Below are 20,085 nucleotides of genomic sequence, written 5' to 3'. Positions count from 1 at the left end.
CTACAACGGGAGAAGCGAGCTTGCTGCGGCCACCCTCGGCACGGACGCTTACGCCTATGACTATGACAACATAGGCAACCGAAAGACAGCGCGGGAAATAGAGGAGGAATTCGCTTACACGGCCAACGAACTCAACCAGTACACAAGTATTGAGCAATCCATTCCCAACTCTTCCCTCTCCCCCCGGGAACAGACTTTTGTCCCCACCTATGACGCTGACGGCAACCAGACGAAAATCAGGACCGCTACCGGCGTCTGGACGGCGGAATACAACGCGCTCAACCGTCCCGTGCGCTTCACCCGCACGGCGGAGGACGGCACGGTGACCACCGTCACCGGCGACTACGACTACATGGGACGCAGGATCTTCAAAAAAGTGGAAACCACCGTCGCCGACCCTGAAACGGGAGAAAGCACGACATCCGTCATCCTGAACCACCGCTACCTTTACCGGGGCTATCTGCAAATCGCGGCCCTCGACCTCACGCGAACGACGCTCAACGCCTTATGGTACATCCTGTGGGACCCGACGGAACCTGTCGCCACGCGTCCGCTGGCTATCCAGACGGCGGGCAGCTGGTTTGTCTACGGCTGGGACTTGACCAAAAACGTGATGGAACTCTACAAGAGCAACGGAACTATCGCGAATTCCTACTCCTACGCCCCCTTCGGCGAAGTCACGCAAAGGGGCAACATCACCAATCCCCTTCAATGGAGCAGCGAGATGTTCGACGGAGAATTAGAGCTTGTTTACTACAATTACCGCCACTATAATCCCCACGATGGAAGGTGGATCAGTCGTGATCCCATCACCGAACAAGAAGAATTGAATTTGTATGCCTTCCTTGGTAACAGCACTCAAGATAAGGTTGATAGGTTGGGGTTATTGGGAGTTAGTGATATATTAGATATAGTGGATCAAACGGGAATTGCACAATTAAAAAATGTACTTATTGGGCTTGGCTGTGCTTGCATGTTAGGAGCTTGTATAGCTATGAGAAACAAAGTTATCATGGCTCTCGCAAAAGGTGATGGACATAAAGCTATGGAATTAGACCGGAAAAAAACTATTTTGTGTAATTATGCTGCAGAGTGTGCTAGAAATAGTTTAGGAAAATAATTTAAATAAAATCATGAAAACAAAAGTAATTATTTTAACTGTTCTTACTTTCTTATTAGCAAATGATCTTTCATTTGCAGAAAAGGAACAAAGGAACATGCGTCAAGAATTCTCTGTTGGAGATGATCATTGTGTGACTAGATTTAAATTTTCACTAAAGATTTTGTTGCAAACTCTTCAACTAATTAATGCAGAAAAACCCACACATTCCAGTATTCAACTTCTTAATACTGTGTGTAGTCAAATGGAATATTTGATAACAGAAGGTATCATGACCGAAAATATAAATTCTCCTTCTATTCCATATAAGGATGAATCTGTCTTAAATAATTGGGAGAACGTAAAAAAACAGTGGGAGAAAATAAAAAATAACGATTATTATAAATCTTCTGATCTTAAAAAATTGTTTGAAAGGTATGATTGTAATATGAATGCAATTTTTGAGGAATGGAAAAAATAGTTTATTTCAAAAAAAATACAATATATATTACAATTTTTTCATACTAAGGTTTTATTTTTATGATTGATTTAATAATGCCTTTATTTTGTTCTCTGTATGCGAACTATGATTTGCTGGGGTTCCCGGCAAGCCGCACGTAGTAGCGGAAAACAGCATCTGGCAGTTTTTATGCTACAACGGGAGAAGCGAGCTTGCTGCGGCCACCCTCGGCACGGACGCTTACGCCTATGACTATGACAACATAGGCAACCGAAAGACAGCGCGGGAAATAGAGGAGGAATTCGCTTACACGGCCAACGAACTCAACCAGTACACAAGTATTGAGCAATCCATTCCCAACTCTTCCCTCTCCCCCCGGGAACAGACTTTTGTCCCCACCTATGACGCTGACGGCAACCAGACGAAAATCAGGACCGCTACCGGCGTCTGGACGGCGGAATACAACGCGCTCAACCGTCCCGTGCGCTTCACCCGCACGGCGGAGGACGGCACGGTGACCACCGTCACCGGCGACTACGACTACATGGGACGCAGGATCTTCAAAAAAGTGGAAACCACCGTCGCCGACCCTGAAACGGGAGAAAGCACGACATCCGTCATCCTGAACCACCGCTACCTTTACCGGGGCTATCTGCAAATCGCGGCCCTCGACCTCACGCGAACGACGCTCAACGCCTTATGGTACATCCTGTGGGACCCGACGGAACCTGTCGCCACGCGTCCGCTGGCTATCCAGACGGCGGGCAGCTGGTTTGTCTACGGCTGGGACTTGACCAAAAACGTGATGGAACTCTACAAGAGCAACGGAACTATCGCGAATTCCTACTCCTACGCCCCCTTCGGCGAAGTCACGCAAAGGGGCAACATCACCAATCCCCTTCAATGGAGCAGCGAGATGTTCGACGGAGAATTAGGGCTTGTTTACTACAATTACCGCCATTATACCCCCCATGATGGAAGGTGGATCAGTCGTGATCCCATCACCGAACAAGAAGAATTGAATTTGTATGCATTTGTGAGAAACAATCCGGCTACTGCATACGATAGATGGGGAAACACAGGAATCTATCCAAGTGATCTCGTTTTTATTAAGCAAGGAACAGAAGAAAGCTTAAAAGCAATCCAAAAATTGCTTGAAGGGTATAAAGCCCTCAAGGAAGCCAATATTATTGGGGCAGATAAATGGTTTCATTGCTTGTATATGTGCAAAGCGACGAGAGAGAGCAAATCTCCAAATTTAGTTCTTTCTCTAGGTGTGCTACGTGAGATAGTTGATTTATTAAAAGGTAGATTTAAAGGAGCAGTAGATTCAAAGATAGGGAAAAAACTTGAAGAAATCGAACACGCTTTGGATTCTTTAGAAGATATGAAGGCAAATAGAAAGGGGATAGATTGCCCACCAGAAAAAACATGTGAATGCTGTTGCAATGAATATAAAGTGAATGGATTGTAAAATATAGAAAACAATATAGAAAACAATATAGAAAATTATGTGGAAAATTATGTGGAAAATTATATCCGTTGTCTTTTTTTCAGGGCTATTGATATTTGCCTGTATTGCAATCTATTTCAATGACAAAAAAATAATCTCAAGAGAAACATTGTTCGATAATGTTCCGTTTACAAAAAAATTATTTTCAGATAAAAAAATTGACAATATAGTTTTCAATATAGATACAAACAAGATAACTGTTTACTTTCCAAGTGATCAATATATGGATATATTTGATTTTTTCAAAAATGGATGGGATCGAACAGATTTTGCAGAATACATTAAATTTTCCAATAAAGATTTTATTATATTCTTAGAAAACAACCTTATGGAGATAAATATAAATAGATAATTATAACTCACCGCCATTATAACCCTCTTGATGGAAGATGGACGAGCAAGGATCCTATCGGGGAATTAGATGTTGATGTGAACTTATACAAATCATACAAAAACAATCCATTAAAAAATATTGACCTGCTGGGAAATATTGCTTGGGCCATAATTCTTCCATGTCTTAAAGGTGCAGCTATAGGATCTGTATCAGATGCCGTAGTTCAAAAATGCCAATGTTGTTATAAACAAGTAGGATGGCGAATATGGAAGTGCCAAACTAAAAATTGTCCAGAAATAAATGTATGTTCTGTTGTTGTATCTGCAATAATTGGATGTGCCGCTGGATACATACCCGGGAGTTTAATTCCGACTAGTTTAGCAGCACTTAAGCAATTAGCCTTAAAAACAGGAGGAAAGGCTGTTGCGAAATGGATTAGCACACTTCCCTGTTGATTAATATGATTGGTGATCTTATATGGGCTATCATTACTAATTTCATTGAAATATTATTAATTATTTTAAAAAAAATCATCAAATTTTCTATCCGTTTTTTTCGGAAATAAATTAATCTATTTTAATGATACTTGTTTTTATATAAAAACTATCTGTGCGCCTCAATTGAATGCAACCTATAGAAAAAAAAATTCTGTTGTCAGTATGCTAAATAATGTTCGGTCTAATCCTGTATTTTTAATAAAGAAGAGTTATTAGGGAAAATGAAAAAAACATTTTCACAAAGATATGATGTATTTTTCAACGGAATTATATAGAATAGTCTTGCTGTAAGATTTTCAGAATATTCTGGCTATTGATATTCAGAAAATTGCTCTGATGAAAAATCGGGAAGATCAACGAAACAAGACTAAAGTGGATAATTCCGAATATTTATATATTTCCCAAATACAACCTCCTTTAGAAACCAAAAGAAATAATTATAACATAACATTTCTACCATAAGCCCCGCAAGGAGCAGTTCAAATCTCTGGTTTTAATACAAAACTAAAGCAGTGATACTGTCACATAGAAGAAACATCCTCTATCTGCAAATCGCGTCCCTCGACCTCACGCGAACGACGCTCAACGCCTTATGGTACATCCTGTGGGACCCGACGGAACCCGTCGCCACGCGCCCGCTGGCTATCCAGACGGCGGGCAGCTGGTTTGCCTACGGCTGGGACTTGACTAAAAACGTGATGGAACTCTACAAGAGCAACGGAACCATCGCGAATTCCTACTCCTACGCCCCCTTCGGAGAAGTCACGCAAAGGGGCAACATCACCAATCCCCTCCAATGGAGCAGCGAGGCATATGATGCCGAGCTGGGGATGGTATATTATAACTTTCGGTTCTATAATCCCGTGGATGGAAGGTGGACTTCGAGAGATCCGATTATAGACGAAAGAAGATGGAATGTGTACTCATATGTTTATCAGGCGCCTTTAAGTTCCTACGATATCATTGGTCTTCAGGCTCCTGGATACGAAGGTGCTTTGACTGTTGCTATTATCAATCAAATACAGGACAGAGATCGTATTGTTAACTCTGCTGCTCACCAATATTGTGATAATTACAATAAATACAAGGATTCTAAATGTTGTGATGGCGAGGGAAGAATGGTATCAGACCCCTATATACCCAAAGCTTGTGACATGTGCCACAAATTTGTTGACAAATATTCGGAAAATGGAAAGGTGATTAAACCTGTCGAATGTGTAGCAGAATGTCTATCCGAAGCGGAAGCCGGAATGCAAAAGATAGGTAGATGCAAAGATAGAAATACGCAAAGATTAATTAATCATGTTTCTTGCTATATTAATTGTGGATTTTATCTGATTTCTTCTAAAGCAATAGGCACTCCGGAAGGTGGATGGAAGATGGGATTTGAAGAACTTTTACCTGACCTCATTGAGACAAAAATTATTGAACCAACAAGCAAACAAATTGAAAATCAAGGAAGAGAAATACAAAAAGCTTTGGACTGCAATCCATATTGTTCAAAATATTTATGAAAAATTAATTTGAAATTTAATATTGAAATGAACCATAGATTTTTAATAATTGGATGTATTTCTCTAATATTCTGGAGTTTGTTAGAATTAGCGATGTTTCCATTTTGTGGAGGAGCATTTTTAATTTCGCTATCATTTATCTTATCCATAATTATCATTTCTGTTAATTCCAAAACAAAAAAACATTTTTTATTTACATGTTGCATTCTAACGTGTTTTTTGTGTTTTGGATTTTTTAGACCGTCAACGGATGCTTATTATATTTCTTTTATATTCGCAGTCCAATGGATCATATCATTTATATTATCCTCTTTTGCTGAATTTCCGTATAATCATGTGAATAAAATTTCTCGATTGGACATTCTTGGGAATATTGTATCCTCAATTCCATTCCTAGTTGTATTTTATTGGTGCATAACGAGCTAAAAATATTTGGATGCAATTACCGCCATTATAACCTCCATGATGAAAGATGGATTGGGAAAGATAAAATCAGTGAGAATCTCATAGCAAACAATTATGTATTTATAAACAACGAACCAAAATCTGATATTAATATTCTTGGTTTATATAGTTGGGGAGATTTCGGGATTGACCTTTTATCTGCAGCCCTTGTTGTAGGAGATGTTATTTTAGGAGGACCAACAGGGGAAGGAATAGGGCCTGCCATAGCTTTGCAAGGCATGAAAACAGGAGCAAAAATTGCAACTAAAGAAGCAGCGAAAAAAGTTGCAGTAAAAGATGCTAAAGAAAAAGTAAAAAAACAGCCGAATGTCTTGCGATTTATGATGGATACAAAGCTGCCGATAAAAATGCAGCGGGATGTAAAGCTTGCCTCAAATGCCCTGATTATTTGAAATTATTGGCGGCTAGGGCAGCGGAAATTACTGGCTGCTCGTTATATTTTAAGAAAAAATGTGACTATATTCTTCCTGATAGTATTACTAAAGGGAGCGCAGCAGCCGTATCCAGTCACAAAAATGAATTGACAAATAAGATAAAAGCCTTTTCAAAATGCGCAAAACATGCGGTAAAGGCAGGATGCAACAACCTCCCACCACTCCCTCAAATATGACAACTATTCCAACTAAAAAAGATATTAATCCTACACCAGGAAATCTTGACGAGTTAACAGCCCTGAAACATTTCCATGGAAAAAGCCAGAGCGAAGCCGCAAATCTTTTTTTTGAATGTCCGACATATTATGAAGAAGATTTAAAATGGATGGGAAGTAAAGCATTCGCTTTTTACTTTCCTTCTATGGAACCGTATCTTTTGTCGGAAGCAAGTGAAGATGATTCAGATATAATTAATGCATTGGCGAATACGCTACAAATCCGTCTGAAGCAAGATCCCCAATCAATCAAAGGATGTCTAGTTCCTGCTCTTAGAATTCTAGATTATATATCGGAAAATATGCAAAAATTCAATGTGGATCCTACTATATACGGTAATATTACTGTTAAATTGAGTAATATAATCAATCAAATTCGCTTACTGTAAATTCCAGACTGATGGCTTGGTTAGTTCAATCTGAATACAATGATGTCTTTCTATGTACTAAACAGGTTATGAGTCTCTATTCATCGTCATTTTAATTCGTAATTGTTTACTCTTGTTTTTTCATCCGAGTAATATTATGAATATCAAAAACCAAAATATTTTGAGAATTTTACAGCGGGACTATCCCACATAATTTCGAATTTATTTAATCATGAAATCAATTATAATCATATTTTTATTTTTTTGCCTTATCTCAAAAAGAGGGGCAGCAGATCAAGAATATCAACAAATCGATTTATATGCGGAAACATCTTTTCTTAAAGAGAATAAAAAACATCGAGTTAAAAAATTAAATTTGGAACAAAAGAAGGAATTAGCGAAAATTATCAACAAATACAATTTATTTCGGGATGGAAAAACGGAAACAGACGTTCCTTTTATAGGGAATCTGGGTATATTTCATATTATAATAAATAAAAAACCTTATTTATTGTTCATGGCATATAATACCAAACACATTCATCTTTTTGACAAGAAAAAAATTGGAGGTGAAGAATATACGAAGAAGCTCTTTTGGTTACAAGAAAGGGACAACAAGAGTGGTTTAGAAGTTCGAGTATTTGAATTAGAACCGCTGTATTTGGAATTGGAAAAGTTCTTGGAAAGGATTTCATCTCCTGTTATAGAAAAAGATAAATAAAAACAATAATATTCGTTTCTCAACATGTAGAACATGTGATTAATATTAAAAATGGGATTGTTTACTTTATTGCTCATCCAAGCAATGTGCTGAATATCAAAAGCCAGAATCCTTTGAAAATCTGACGCCAAGACTGTTCTGCATCATTCCGTTATTCTTTTCCGGCGGCAGGTCTCCACTCCATGCACAGCCAGCGGGCCATGGAGGCAATCACCCGGTCACAAGCGGATTCAGAATCCTTTGAATCCCTGATAAACACGGAAACCGCCATTTTCCGGCCGTTGGGAAGAACAATGATGCCGACGTCATTGCGGGCGGTAACGCCACCCCCCGGCAGCGTGAATCCGGATCCCGTCTTATGCGCCACCACGTAATCCCGCGGCAGCTGCCCTTTCAAACGTTCAGGGCCTGTAGAGCACCCCGCCATGATACCCCAAAGAAAATTCTGTGTACCCCTTGCCAGAATTTTACCTTCGTCAAACGCCCGGAGCAGGGAGTTCATGGCCGACGGACGGCTTGAGTTGACATATTGCAAATCATGATTCCGGTGTATTTCTTCTTCCGTAAAACGGACATTAATGCCGTCAATTCCCCATTCCTTCAAATCCTTCTGCACGCCCTGCGGCCCTCCAATAAGGCCAAACAGGAGGTCGCAGGTGTTGTTGTCGCTTTCCTGAACAGTCACTCTCAGCAGTTCCTTCAGAGAGAAATCGCCGCCTTGCGGGAAACGCTCCCGGAGGGGGCTCCAGGTATCTTTCACCAGTTGTTCCGGACGTATGCGGATGATCTGTTCCAGATTCATGGCGCCCTGGTCCACCCGCTTCAAGACAGACAAGGCCAGCACGAATTTGACGACGCTCTGCATGGGATAGGCCGCCTCATCCCCCACCATGACGGTTTCCCCCGTATCCAGCATTTCCGCAGCCATGCCCACACGGGCCTTCAGGGAATGGGCCAGTTCGCGTACGGCGGAGGAATCCGCTGCGGAAACGGCTGGCGGAGAAGACGTGGCCCCCTGAGAAAAAACGCAAAAGAACATGATGCAACCGCATAGATAAACACCGGTGGAAGTCATAGGCGCCATTCCATACCACGCCCGCAACAACCGCAATAATAATTTCTCCCCCTTTTTTCCTTTCTTCGTCATCCGCAAGCCGGGCAGAAACCTTGCCACCTGTCCGGCTTCCTGATAAGAAGGAAAGCATGCCCCATCTCCTTTCGGAAACCCTCGTCTGGTGCGTCACCCTGCTGTTATTCGGCATGGGGCTGATCGGCACGCTCATCCCCATGCTTCCCGGAATTATCATCATTGCGGCCGGGTGCGTCTGGCAGGGAGCCATGGGCAGAGAAAACCTGGCGTGGTGGGAATGGACCGTCCTGGCGCTGCTGGTGGCGGGAGGCATGGTCATTGACAAGCTTTCCGGAGGCATGGGCGCCAAAAAATTCGGCAGCACTGCCGCCGGCATCTGGGGAGCCATCATCGGCGCCGTCGCGGGGAGCCTCCTTTTCTCCCCCATCGTAGGCCTTTTGTTCATGCCGTTCCTGGGGGCGCTGCTGGCGGAACTTATCTTTGCCAGAAAGGATATCATGGACGCCTTCAGGGCCGGTTCCGGAGCGGCGCTTGGGATGCTTGCCGGCCTGCTGCTGGAATTTACCTGCGGCCTGCTCATCATCGCCTGGTTCTGTTCCTGCTGTTTCCTGTTTTAATGTCAAAAAAAACTGTAACCGTACCCTGCGGAAGCCTTCGGCAGGAACAACGGAGTTTCTCCGTTGCTGAAAGAAACACAGTTTCCCCAACGTATTCCGCAAAACGCCGCCCCGCATGCCCGCCCGGTCGAATGACCAGGTTCTCCCATTCCCTCATTTTACCAGCTTATGGATGCACCTGTTCCGATACCCGTCGCCATGATGGCAGGTTTCATGATTCTTGGAGCCATTCTTTCCATGGGGAAATGTTCCTGTCTCATCGCAGGCTGCAATATGATGAACAGAGGGCAGAAAAAGCAGTATGATGAACAGGCGCTGTGCCGGTTCATGGGGAAGATCATGTACTGCCTCGCCTTCGCCATGCTGATCTGGCTCGCCAGCATCATTCTCCAGAACTCCGTGCTCCTGTCCGCCTCCCTGTACTTTCTGGTGGGAAGCATCGCATTTGCGGTCATTTACGCCGGCACCGGAAGACGATTTAAAAAATAGCGTTTTTTACACCAGCTTTCTTTTACTTTTATTATACGCAACATTATCTTCTCCCATGAACGTCCCTGCAACCTTGAAACATTCCTTCCTGCTCTGCCTTTTCGCGGCAGCCGTCCCACTCTGGGCCATTCCGGCCCCCATGCAGGTCACCGCCGCCACCCCCGCCCGGGTATGGACGGAAGGATACGGCACGGGCAATGGAAGGCTGGGCATCCTCTCTTTCGGCGTTTTTCCGAAGGAAACCGTCGTCCTCAATGAAGGAAGTATTTTCGCAAAGAAAAATTTCCAAATGAGGGAAGGCGCCGCGGAAGCTCTGGACAAGGCGCGCGAACTTTGCAAAGAAGGAAAATACCGCAGTGCGGACCAGCTATTCCGTAAGAATATCCTTCCCCCCGGCAACATTGCGGGGGATTACCAGCAGGGGGGGCGTCTTCAGGTGGAATTCCAGGGGCTTCCCTCACCTTCCTCCTATCAGCGTACGCTGGATATGCGGCGGGGCAAGGCAACCACCCGCGCCCAATTCGGCACGGGGGAATTGACCACAGAAATCCTGGCGGCCCCGTCCAGCGACTGCGCCGCCTACCACATTGCCTGCACGATGCCGTCCGGATGCCGCGTTTCCCTGAATCTGGAACACCCGGATCCGTCCGCCCGAATTGTTGCGCAGCCGAATGGCTGGGTGCTGGAAGGACAGGGAAGCAACGGAGGCACCCGGTTTGAAAACACGGTGGTCATTCTGGCGCCCGGAGCCTCCGTTACCCGCAAAGGCTCAACAATTATTCTTGATTCCGCCCGGGAAGTGATGGTGCTTTCATCCATTTCCACAGATTACAATATCCGGAAGCCGGAAGCTCCCCTGACGCATTCCCTGGCGGCTAAAAACGCGCGAATCCTGGCAAAAGCGCAAAAGGCGGGATGGAAAAAACTGGCGGCGGAAACGGAAGATTATTTTTCCCGGCTCATGACGCGCTGTCAGGTGGATCTGGGGGATTCCCCGGCCGGGGTTTCCGCCATGACCACCGCCCAAAGGCTGGAGCGGGTCAAACAGGGAAAGAAGGATCCGGATCTTCTGGAACAGCTTTTCCAGTTCGGCCGCTTCTGCACGATTGCCCACACCAGGCCGGGGCAGCTTCCCTGCGGTTTGCAGGGATTATGGAATCCGGAGCTGAGGGCGGCGTGGATGGGCTGCTATTTCCTGAACATCAACAGCCAGATGAACCAGTGGCCCTCCCATGTCACCGGGCTGGGAGAATTCCAGAGATCCTATCTTGATTTTGTCCGCAGCCTGCGCCCCCACGGAGAGGAGTTTGCGCGCTTCATCAAACGGGACGGCTTCTGCTTCGGCCACTATACGGATTGCTGGAAGCGCACCTATTTTTCAGGCAACAATCCGGAATGGGGGGCCAGCCTCATGAACGGGGCATGGGCATGCGCCCACCTGGTGGACAGTTACCGCTTTACCGGAGACCGGGAAGACCTTAAAAAATCGCTGCCCATTCTGGAATCCAACGCGCGTTTCATCATGTCCTGGTTTGAAGATGACGGCGAGGGCCGTTACCTCTCCGGCCCGGGGGTGTCTCCGGAGACCGGATTTTACGCGCCGGACGGCACAGGCCCCAACGTGCTTTCCTATGTTTCCAACGGCACGTCCCATGACCAGCTTCTGGGCAGGGAGGCTCTCCGCAATTATATCTACGCCTGCGGAGAGCTGGGCGTAAGGACTCCCACCCTGCTTAAAGCCGTCCAATTTCTCAGAAAAATTCCCCAGCCTTCCATCGGTCCCGACGGAAGGGTGCAGGAATGGAGGCAGCCTTTTGAAGAAATGCAGAAGGGCCACCGGCACATCAGCCACCTTTACGGCCTGTTCCCCGGCACGGAATGGGATGTTCTCAATACTCCGGAATATGCGGAGGCCGTACGCAAGTCAGCCGATTTCCGGCGCAAGTACGCGGATATGGGAAACAACGGCATCAGGACCGGATGGAGCACGGCGTGGCTCATCAATCTTTATGCCGCCCTTGGCGACGGGAACGCCGCAGAGGACAGGATGTACACCATGCTGAGGCACTACATCAACTCCAACCTTTTTGACCTCCATCCCCCGTTCCAGATAGAAGGGAACTTCGGCTTTTCCTCCGGCGTGGCCGAATGCCTGATCCAGAGCCGGATCATGCAGGACGGGTTCCAGGTTATCCTGCTGGCTCCGGCCCTGGCAGACGACTGGAAGAAGGGGTCAGCCACGGGATTGCGCACGCGGGGAGGGCTTAAAGTGGACTTGTCCTGGCAAAACGGCCGGGTGCAGGCCACGGCTACCGCTGCGCGTCCGGGCAAATTCCGGTTCATGCATCAGGGCCGGAAAAAGGATTTGTCCATGAATAAGGGAGAAACGGTGCGTCTTGATTTTCCTCCGCTTTCCCATTAGGACTCCCCTTTCTGCGTTACCTCTTCAATTTCCGCTATGCATTTCTTTTTCATGACTTTCAGGCTCGGTCTGCTCATAGTGGTGGTCTGCATCGCCCTCAGCTCCTGTTCCAAGCTTTTTTCTCCCCGCGGAAGCGGAGAAATACCGGACACGGACCAAACGGAAACGCTCCTGAAAGCGCATGTATTCCACCTGGCGGATACCATCGGTGAACGGAACGTCTACCACCCCGGCTCCATGGAGCGTTCCGCCCGCTACATTGAACAAAAACTGGAGGGAATGGGTTATGCCGTCACGCGCCAGGCTGTTCATATCCCGCCCTCCGGAGAATTCGGCGCCGTAAAGGACTGGACGGCATATAATCTCATCGCCATCAAGAAAGGAACCTCCCCCCGGCCCAAAATGCTCATCGTCGGCGCGCATTACGATACCAAAGTGGGCATGGACAACTGGCACGACCACGGTCCTGCCCGGCCTTCCCGCACCGGAACTCCGGGAGCCAATGACAACGCTTCCGGCGTAGCCGCCCTGCTGGAAACGGCACGTGCCCTTGCAGCAACTTCCACCCTCCACGATGTTTGTCTGGTGGCCTACGCCAATGAAGAGCCTCCTTTTTACCAGACGCCCGCCATGGGCAGCGCAGTACATGCCAAATCCGTCTCCCATCATTCGGGCAGGGAAAAAATCATTGGCATGATTGCCCTGGAAACGCTGGGCTGCTATTCCCCCCGGGTGAATAAAAAACGCCAATCCGCCGTGGTTGCCGGATTGGCCGGCCTGCCGGACCGCTGCGACTATGTTGCTTTCCTCTCCACCAACACGGGCCGCAAACTGGCACGCTCCTGCGCGGAGGAATTTTCCGCCTTGAGCCGCTTTCCGGTGCGTTCCGCCGTGTTCCCGTATTACACCCGCGGCGTTTCCTGGTCTGACGACTGGGGATACATGAAGGAAGGCATCCCCTCCTTTGCCGCCACGGATACGGCCTTCCTCCGCTGCGACGATTACCATGAAACCAGCGATACGGCTGAAAAGCTGGACTATCCCCAGTTTGCAGAAGTGGTGCAGGGCCTTTCCAAACTCGTCATTTCACTGGCCAACAAACCATGAACAAGAAACAGATATTATTCTCCGCGCTTTTTCTGACATTCGTCTGCGCTTCAGCCGGGGCCGTTCCGCCTGAGCCGTCCGCGCTGAGCGCCTTCTGCCCTCCCTCAGAGGGAAAAGCCTTTCACTCCGAATGGATTTCCCTGGGGCTCAAAGCGGCGGATCTGAAAGAAAAACAAGCCTCCGCCGGACACATTACGGACGTAGGAGAAGCGCAAATCCAGCTTCACTTTCCCGCCGGATGGAGTCCGCAGGACAAGCGCACGGCCCTGTGTATTTTTCCGGGAGGGGGGTATGCCATCCAGGCCATTGAAAAGGAAGGGAGCCGCATTGCCGGCTGGGCGGCGGAACACGACATGGTGGGGGTTGTCGTGAAATACCGCGTTTCAGGAACCGGCAATGCCCTGGGGAAGTTTCCCGGTCCCCTGCTGGACGCCCGCCAGGCTCTGAGGACCGTGCGGAAAAACGCCTCTTCCCTGGGAATTGACCCTCTTCGCATCGGCGTCATGGGCTTTTCCGCTGGCGGCCATCTGGCGGCCATGGCCTCTACGCTGTGGAACCGCACCCTGCCGGAAGAAGCGGAAAATCCGCTGAAAAACATTTCCGCCCGTCCGGATTTTTCCATGTTTATTTATCCCGTCATTACCATGGCGCCCCATACTACCCACGGGGGAACGCGCAACAAAATATTGGGGGCCCATCCATCCCCTGCCCTGGAGGAGATGTGTTCCGCAGAGAGACAGGTGACGGAGCAGGCGCCGCCGGTGTTCCTCGTCCACGCTCTGGATGACGGCGTTTCCTGCGCCAACAGCAGGCTGATGGAACAGGCTTGCCGGGAAAAGGGGGTTCCCGCCAGTCTGAACTTCTATCCCACGGGAGGCCACGGGTATGGCATGGAAAAACGCGGACATCCCACGGATCAATGGCCTGAAGCCGCCGAACAATGGCTCAGGGAACAGGGATTCCTTTCTTCCCCGTCTTCTGCCCGCGGGGGTGCGCCCTCCGGAGCGGACACTTCCTCCGGAACACGACGGGAATGAATGTGCTAGGACCGGCGTGTGCCGCACCGCAGGGTTGACCGGAACCGGGCCCGGTGGTACTTTTTCCGGGCATGAGTGCGCCCGAAAAGAATTACAAAGACACCATCCTGTTGCCGGAGACCGGTTTCCCCATGAGAGGGGATCTGACGAAAAACGAACCCGTACGCCTGAAAAAGTGGGAAGACACCGGGCTGTACGAACGAATTTTGTCCCGCAGGATGGCACAGGGCGCACCCCGGTTCCTCCTTCATGACGGCCCCCCCTTCGCCAACGGGGACGTGCACATGGGTACGGCCCTGAACAAAATTCTCAAGGACCTGGTCCTGAAATCAAAAACCATGGCCGGTTATGCCGCCCCCTATATTCCGGGCTGGGACTGCCACGGCCTCCCCATCGAATTCAAGGTGGTTCAGAAGGCCCGTGACCTGGATGCGGCGGAAATCCGCCGACGCTGTGCGGAATTCGCCAAAGGCTTCATTGACATTCAGCGCACTTCCTTCCGCCGCCTGGGCGTGTTCGGCGACTGGGAGAATCCCTACCTGACCATGAAGCCGGCGTATGAGGCCAACATCCTGCGCGTGTTCGCCAAACTGGTGGAAGACGGAGCGGTGTACCAGAGCCGCAAACCCGTCCAGTGGTCCTATGGGGCCTATACGGCGCTGGCGGAAGCGGAAATCGACTACAAGGAAAAGGTCAGTTCCTCCGTTTTCGTGCGCTTCCCGCTTCTGGACAATCCCCTGGGCCTGAAAGCATCCATGGTCATCTGGACCACTACTCCGTGGACACTGCCCGCCAACGTAGGTCTCGCACTCCATCCGCGTTTCACCTACGTGGCAGGCAGGTTCATGAAAGACGGCCAGACGGAAAACCTCGTCATCGTCAAGGATCTGCTGGATGCCTTCGCTCAGAAAACGGGCTGGGCTCTTGCGGAAACCATTCGTGAATTCAAGGGAGCCGAACTGGAAAACTGCGAGGCCCGCCATCCCTTCCTTTCCCGCACGTCAACAATCATCCTGGCGGACTTTGTCACCACGGACACCGGAACCGGCATCGTCCACATCGCTCCCGGCCACGGCGCGGACGACTATAACGTGGGACGCCAATACGGACTGCCCGTCCTCTCCCCCGTGGACGACGACGGCAAATACACGGAAGAAGTGGGCGTGCCCTCCCTGGTGGGCAAACATGTCTTTGACGCCAACAAGGACATCATTTCCATGCTGGAACAGGGCAACAACCTCTTCGGCGTGGAAGAATACCGCCACCAGTATCCGCACTGCTGGCGTTCCAAGACGCCTATTATTTTCCGGGCCGTGGAACAGTTTTTCATCTCCATGGACAAGCTCCGCCCGCAGGCCCTGGAAGAAATAGACAAGGTGCAGTGGCTGCCCTCCTGGGGCCGCAACCGCATTTACGGCACGGTGGAAGCCAGGCCGGACTGGTGCATCTCCCGCCAGCGCACCTGGGGCGTGCCGCTGCCCGTCTTCTTTGACGAAAACGGCAAAGCCGTCCTGGACGCCGCTCTGGTTCGCAAAATCGCGGATATGGTGGAGAAACACGGTTCCAACATCTGGTTTGAACTCTCCGATGAAGACCTGTGCGAACGCCTCGGCTTGCCGAAGACCTGGAAAAAGGGCAAGGATACGCTGGACGTCTGGATTGATTCCGGCAGTTCCCATATGGCCGTCATGGACAACCGCCCCGGGCTGGACGCGCCGGCGGACCTTTACCTGGAAGCTACGGACCAGCACCGCGGCTGGTTCCAGAGTTCCCTGATGCTTTCCGTCGCCTGGCGCGGCAAGGCTCCGTACAAGGCCGTAATGACCCACGGCTTCGTCGTGGACAAGGACACCGGGAAAAAAACCTCCAAATCCGACGCCAAGAGCGGCAAACCCATTGACGCGGCCTATTACTACGACAAATACGGCGCAGACATCGTGCGCCTGTGGGCCGCCTCTGTGGACTGGCAAAATGAAGTCCCCTTCGGGGAAGACCTCTTCAAGCAGGTGACGGAACCCTACCGCCGCCTCCGCAACACCCTGCGCATCCTGCTGGGCAACATCAGCGGATTCGATTTCGCCGCGCAGGCAGTCGCCCCGGAACACATGCCCCTCCTGGACCGCTGGATTCTGGAACGCCTGAACGCCGTCATCAGGGAAACGCTGAAGGCCTATGAAGCCTATGACTTCCGCAAGGCGTTCAGCGCCATCAACCAGTTCTGCACCAGCGACCTGTCCGCCCTGTACGTGGACACCACCAAGGACCGCCTGTACTGCGACTCATCTTCCTCCGTGCGCCGCCGCGCCACACAAACGGCCATGACCATCATCTTCAAGGCTCTGTGCCGTCTGCTGGCTCCCATCCTGGCCTTCACGGCGGATGAAGCCTGGGAATACGCGGGATATGAAGGCAGCGTGCATGAGCAGGACTTCCCCGCCCCCATGCCGGAATATGATACCCAGGAGGCGACCTCCGTTATTTCCCGTCTCCAGGAAATCAAGTCCGTCATTCAGGTAGCCATTGAAGAACAGGTGAAAGCCAAGGTGTTTTCCAAAAATAATGAGGCATCCATTACCCTGACCGTTCCCGTGAATGAGAGCGAAGACGTCGTGGCGCTTCTGGAAGACCGGGCGTTTGCCACGGAATTCTTCATCATCGCGGACCTTGACGTGAAAACCGGTCCGGAACTGGCAGCCTCCGCCGCAAAAACAGAACATGCCATGTGCCCGCGCTGCCGCCGGTATGAACCGGCGGCGGAAGGCGGGGACGTATGCGAACGCTGCGCGGAAGTTCTTTCCTGAACCGCATCCACTCCATTTTCCGACCTTTATATGGACCCCCAGACGGAAAAAGAACCCGCCCCCCATAAAAAGACGCCCCCCGGCTGGCTCTGGTGGAGCTTGCTGGGCGTAGGGCTGTATGCGCTGGACCAGGCCAGCAAGCTGTGGATTATCCGCCGCTTCCCGCTGAACTACCTGAACGAAAAGCTCCATAAGTACGCCTATCTGCCGGACTTTCCGGGCTTCCAGCACATCAATGCGGACGGCACGCTGGACTTCGCCACGAACGGACGCATGCCGGAGGCGGAACTGGCGCGGCTCCCGGACCTGAATCCAAACACGGTGGACGCCCTGAACAAACTGAGGGAACTGGAACCCATTTCCTTCCTGGACGGAACCATGAACATTACCCGCGTGCACAACACGGGCGTTGCTTTCGGGCTGGGGAACGGCACCGTCTGGTCCAGCTATCTTTTTCTGGCAGTTCCCGTGCTCGCCATCGTGGTCCTGGTCGTGCTTTACCGGAAAAACTTCTTCCACACGGCATGGCTCAAGCTGGCCTATGTCCTGCTGCTGGCGGGCGTAGCCGGCAACCTGACGGACCGCCTGATTCAGGGCTTCCTGATTCCGTATGAGCAGCAGCACGGTTTCTTCACCAAGCTGATGAACGGTTACGTGGTGGACTTCATTGACGTCACCATCCCCCTCTTCAACTACCGCTGGCCCGCCTTCAATGTGGCGGACTCCTGCATCTTCGTAGCGGCAATTATTTTCTTCATCGCCAGCATTTTCTCCGCCAGGAATAAAGAAGAAAAAACATCCTGAAACGCCCATGACCACCCGGCTCGTTATTCTGTCAGGACTGCTTTTGTGCGGGAGCCTCGCCTCCGGCAAAAATGAATTGTCCTTCAAGGAAACGGTGGTTCCGGTAAAGGTGGCTCCGGACCAGGACAGCATCACGGCATCCTTCTCCTTCACCAACACTTCCGGCACCCCGGTCACCATCAGTAAAATCCACGTTTCCTGCGACTGCACCACCGCCGGAGCGAAGGATAACAAGCTGACGTATGCCCCGGGGGAATCCGGCGTCATCAGCGCCGTAATGAAAACCGGCAACTTTTCCGGCACCGTGGACAAGGACATGACGGTGTACGCCAACGGCTCCGCCTACAAGCTGGTCATACGCGCGCAGATCCCGGACATCATCCGGATGGAACCCCGCAAGCTGGAATGGGCCAGAGGAGAGGCCGCCGCGCCCAAAACCATAAAAATCACCATCTCCAAAGAACTGCCCGTCAACCTGACCACGGTGGATTTGACGGGAGACGCCTTTGACTACGAACCTGTGACCGTGAAAAAAGGCAGGGAATATAAAATCATCGTCACTCCCAAATCCACGGCCAGGCCGGCCTTCAACACCATCTGGGTGCGCACGGATTCCGCCGTGCCGCGCTACAAACGCCAAATGGGGTTCCTGGCCATCAAGGAAAACTGACATCCGCCCTTCCTTCCATGAGAGACGCCTTTTCCTCCGCTCTGAAACTCCTGCTGGCCGTATTTCTGCTGGCCGTAGGCGTCGCCGCGCTGGATCTGCGCGTCATCCAGCCGTTCCGCACGCCGCCCTGCAACCCGGAAACTCTGGAGGAAGGGCACGTGTGCCTCTCCCAGGTATTAAAGGAATGGCCGGGAAAAATCCTCTGGATAGATGCCAGAAAGCAGGACGACTTTGAACGCCATACCGTCACCCGGGCCCCCGTTTACCCCATCCGTCCGGCGGATGCCAATTACCAGGAACTCCTGGCGAATGCCATGGAAGCCCTGATGACGGCAGAGGACAGGGGATTCTGCATCGTCATCTTTTGCAGCAGGGACTGCACCTCCAGCGCGGCCGTGGCCAATGAACTGAAAAAGCCGGAATACGGCATCCGCGCGCCCATTTTCATTCTGGAAGGAGGCTGGGATGAATTGCGCAAAGAACCCTCACTAGTACCATAGCCATGCTTGACACAGCAACCATTCGCCCGCAGTTCCCCATTCTGGAAACCAGCGTGCACGGCAAGCCTCTCATTTACCTGGATAATGCGGCCACTACGCAAAAACCCCTGGCCGTGCTGGACGCCATCCGCCATTACTACGATACGGAAAACGCCAATGTGCACCGCGGCTCCCACTACCTGAGCCAGCTCGCGACGGAAGCGCATGAAGAATCGCGGGAAACGGTGGCGCGGTTCATCAACGCGCCGGAAACGGCGGAAGTCCTGTTCACTTCCGGCTGCACGATGGGCATCAACCTGGCGGCGGATACCATCGCCGCGTCCGGCATGGTCAAACCGGGAGACGAAGTCATCGTAACCGCTTCCGAACACCATTCCAATATCGTTCCCTGGCAAATGCTGTGCGAACGCACGGGCGCCGTCCTGAAAGCGGTTCCCCTGACGCCGGGCCAGACTCTGGACATGGAAGCTTACCGGAACATGCTTTCCCCACGCACCCGCATCGTAGCCGTGGGACACGTTTCCAATACGCTGGGAACGGTTAATCCCGTGAGGGAAATGGCCGCGCTCGCCAAGGAGAACAGGCAGGAAACCATCGTGCTGATTGACGGAGCCCAGGCTGTTTCCCACATGAATGTGGACGTTCAGGAACTGGGCTGCGACCTGTACGCCTTTTCCGGCCACAAGCTGTACGCGCCCACCGGCATCGGCGCGCTGTGGGGAAAAAGGGAGCTGCTGGAGAAACTGCCGCCGTGGATGGGCGGTGGGGAAATGATCAAGGAAGTCACCTTTGAAAAAACCGTTTACAACGACATCCCTTTCAAATATGAAGCGGGAACGCCCAACATTGGCGGGGCAGTGGGTCTGGCGGCCGCCATCCGCTACGTCTCCGGGCTGGGCTTGGACAACATTGCCGCCCATGAACAGAA

At 50.6% G+C, this 20,085-nt stretch carries 20 protein-coding genes; 19 read left to right on the top strand and 1 reads right to left on the bottom strand.

The window, feature by feature from the left end:
* The 9 genes from WW58_RS01835 to WW58_RS01800 all read left to right on the top strand — a co-directional run.
* Nucleotides 1-1,120, top strand: a 1,120-nt coding sequence (locus tag WW58_RS01835) for an RHS repeat domain-containing protein (protein WP_046434863.1), incomplete at its 5' end; no start/stop codon positions are given.
* 13 nt (nucleotides 1,121-1,133) lie between these two features.
* Nucleotides 1,134-1,580 carry a hypothetical protein gene (locus tag WW58_RS01830; RefSeq protein ID WP_046434861.1) on the top strand — a complete coding sequence of 149 codons (447 nt, stop codon included), beginning with the start codon at nucleotides 1,134-1,136 and terminating at the stop codon, nucleotides 1,578-1,580.
* A gap of 460 nt (nucleotides 1,581-2,040) precedes the next feature.
* Nucleotides 2,041-3,033, top strand: coding sequence for an RHS repeat domain-containing protein (locus WW58_RS01825; RefSeq protein ID WP_046434860.1), 993 nt, complete (start codon nucleotides 2,041-2,043; stop codon nucleotides 3,031-3,033).
* A gap of 49 nt (nucleotides 3,034-3,082) precedes the next feature.
* Nucleotides 3,083-3,424 (top strand): hypothetical protein, encoded by a 342-nt coding sequence (locus WW58_RS01820; protein WP_046434858.1) that lies wholly within the window; start codon nucleotides 3,083-3,085, stop codon nucleotides 3,422-3,424.
* On the top strand, nucleotides 3,421-3,861 hold the full coding sequence (locus WW58_RS12760) for an RHS repeat-associated core domain-containing protein (RefSeq protein ID WP_102735361.1): 441 nt from the start codon (nucleotides 3,421-3,423) through the stop codon (nucleotides 3,859-3,861). The genes WW58_RS01820 and WW58_RS12760 overlap by 4 nt, the downstream gene beginning before the upstream one ends.
* A 740-nt stretch (nucleotides 3,862-4,601) precedes the next feature.
* A complete protein-coding gene (locus WW58_RS01815; protein ID WP_146021933.1) occupies nucleotides 4,602-5,417 on the top strand; it encodes an RHS repeat domain-containing protein in 816 nt (271 codons plus the stop codon).
* Between the two features lie 410 nt (nucleotides 5,418-5,827).
* Nucleotides 5,828-6,274 (top strand): hypothetical protein, encoded by a 447-nt coding sequence (locus WW58_RS01810; protein WP_128153707.1) that lies wholly within the window; start codon nucleotides 5,828-5,830, stop codon nucleotides 6,272-6,274.
* A gap of 214 nt (nucleotides 6,275-6,488) precedes the next feature.
* On the top strand, nucleotides 6,489-6,920 hold the full coding sequence (locus WW58_RS01805; RefSeq protein ID WP_102738230.1) for a hypothetical protein: 432 nt from the start codon (nucleotides 6,489-6,491) through the stop codon (nucleotides 6,918-6,920).
* A gap of 211 nt (nucleotides 6,921-7,131) precedes the next feature.
* On the top strand, nucleotides 7,132-7,620 hold the full coding sequence (locus WW58_RS01800) for a hypothetical protein (protein WP_046434851.1): 489 nt from the start codon (nucleotides 7,132-7,134) through the stop codon (nucleotides 7,618-7,620).
* Between the two features lie 151 nt (nucleotides 7,621-7,771).
* On the opposite strand, the gene bla is transcribed toward WW58_RS01800, so the two are convergent.
* Nucleotides 7,772-8,659 (bottom strand): class A beta-lactamase, encoded by an 888-nt coding sequence (gene bla / locus WW58_RS01795; protein WP_046434902.1) that lies wholly within the window; start codon nucleotides 8,657-8,659, stop codon nucleotides 7,772-7,774.
* A 164-nt stretch (nucleotides 8,660-8,823) separates the two neighbouring features.
* On the opposite strand from bla, the gene WW58_RS01790 reads away from it, so the two are divergent.
* The 10 genes from WW58_RS01790 to WW58_RS01740 form a co-directional block, all read left to right on the top strand.
* Nucleotides 8,824-9,327, top strand: a complete 504-nt coding sequence (locus WW58_RS01790; protein ID WP_046434849.1) for a DUF456 domain-containing protein — start codon at nucleotides 8,824-8,826, stop codon at nucleotides 9,325-9,327.
* Nucleotides 9,328-9,495: 168 nt separating this feature from the next.
* Nucleotides 9,496-9,816 (top strand): DUF3784 domain-containing protein, encoded by a 321-nt coding sequence (locus tag WW58_RS01785; protein ID WP_046434848.1) that lies wholly within the window; start codon nucleotides 9,496-9,498, stop codon nucleotides 9,814-9,816.
* 55 nt (nucleotides 9,817-9,871) lie between these two features.
* Complete coding sequence (locus WW58_RS01775; RefSeq protein WP_215833595.1) at nucleotides 9,872-12,238, top strand: glycosyl hydrolase family 95 catalytic domain-containing protein; 2,367 nt, start codon at nucleotides 9,872-9,874, stop codon at nucleotides 12,236-12,238.
* Between the two features lie 51 nt (nucleotides 12,239-12,289).
* Entirely contained in the window at nucleotides 12,290-13,345 is a 1,056-nt protein-coding gene (locus WW58_RS01770) for a M28 family peptidase (protein ID WP_180975880.1), read from the top strand.
* Nucleotides 13,342-14,382, top strand: coding sequence for an alpha/beta hydrolase (locus WW58_RS01765; protein ID WP_102758955.1), 1,041 nt, complete (start codon nucleotides 13,342-13,344; stop codon nucleotides 14,380-14,382). Before WW58_RS01770 ends, WW58_RS01765 begins: the two co-directional genes overlap by 4 nt.
* A 71-nt stretch (nucleotides 14,383-14,453) precedes the next feature.
* Entirely contained in the window at nucleotides 14,454-17,183 is a 2,730-nt protein-coding gene (ileS, locus tag WW58_RS01760) for an isoleucine--tRNA ligase (protein ID WP_046434839.1), read from the top strand.
* Nucleotides 17,184-17,213: 30 nt separating this feature from the next.
* On the top strand, nucleotides 17,214-17,987 hold the full coding sequence (locus tag WW58_RS12755; RefSeq protein ID WP_215833596.1) for a signal peptidase II: 774 nt from the start codon (nucleotides 17,214-17,216) through the stop codon (nucleotides 17,985-17,987).
* Nucleotides 17,988-17,994: 7 nt separating this feature from the next.
* The gene (locus tag WW58_RS12750) at nucleotides 17,995-18,657 is read left to right on the top strand and encodes a DUF1573 domain-containing protein (RefSeq protein WP_065529543.1); all 663 of its coding nucleotides are present in this window, start codon (nucleotides 17,995-17,997) and stop codon (nucleotides 18,655-18,657) included.
* A 17-nt stretch (nucleotides 18,658-18,674) separates the two neighbouring features.
* Complete coding sequence (locus WW58_RS01745) at nucleotides 18,675-19,157, top strand: rhodanese-like domain-containing protein (RefSeq protein ID WP_046434838.1); 483 nt, start codon at nucleotides 18,675-18,677, stop codon at nucleotides 19,155-19,157.
* Nucleotides 19,158-19,159: 2 nt separating this feature from the next.
* Nucleotides 19,160-20,085, top strand: a 926-nt coding sequence (locus tag WW58_RS01740; RefSeq protein WP_288143387.1) for an aminotransferase class V-fold PLP-dependent enzyme, incomplete at its 3' end; no start/stop codon positions are given.

Origin of the sequence: Akkermansia sp. UNK.MGS-1 (genome assembly GCF_000980515.1) — a bacterium.
Taxonomy (GTDB): Bacteria; Verrucomicrobiota; Verrucomicrobiia; order Verrucomicrobiales; family Akkermansiaceae; genus Akkermansia; species Akkermansia muciniphila.
The sequence above is the reverse complement of the archived record's forward strand: the minus strand, read 5'-3'. Positions and strand labels throughout refer to the sequence as shown.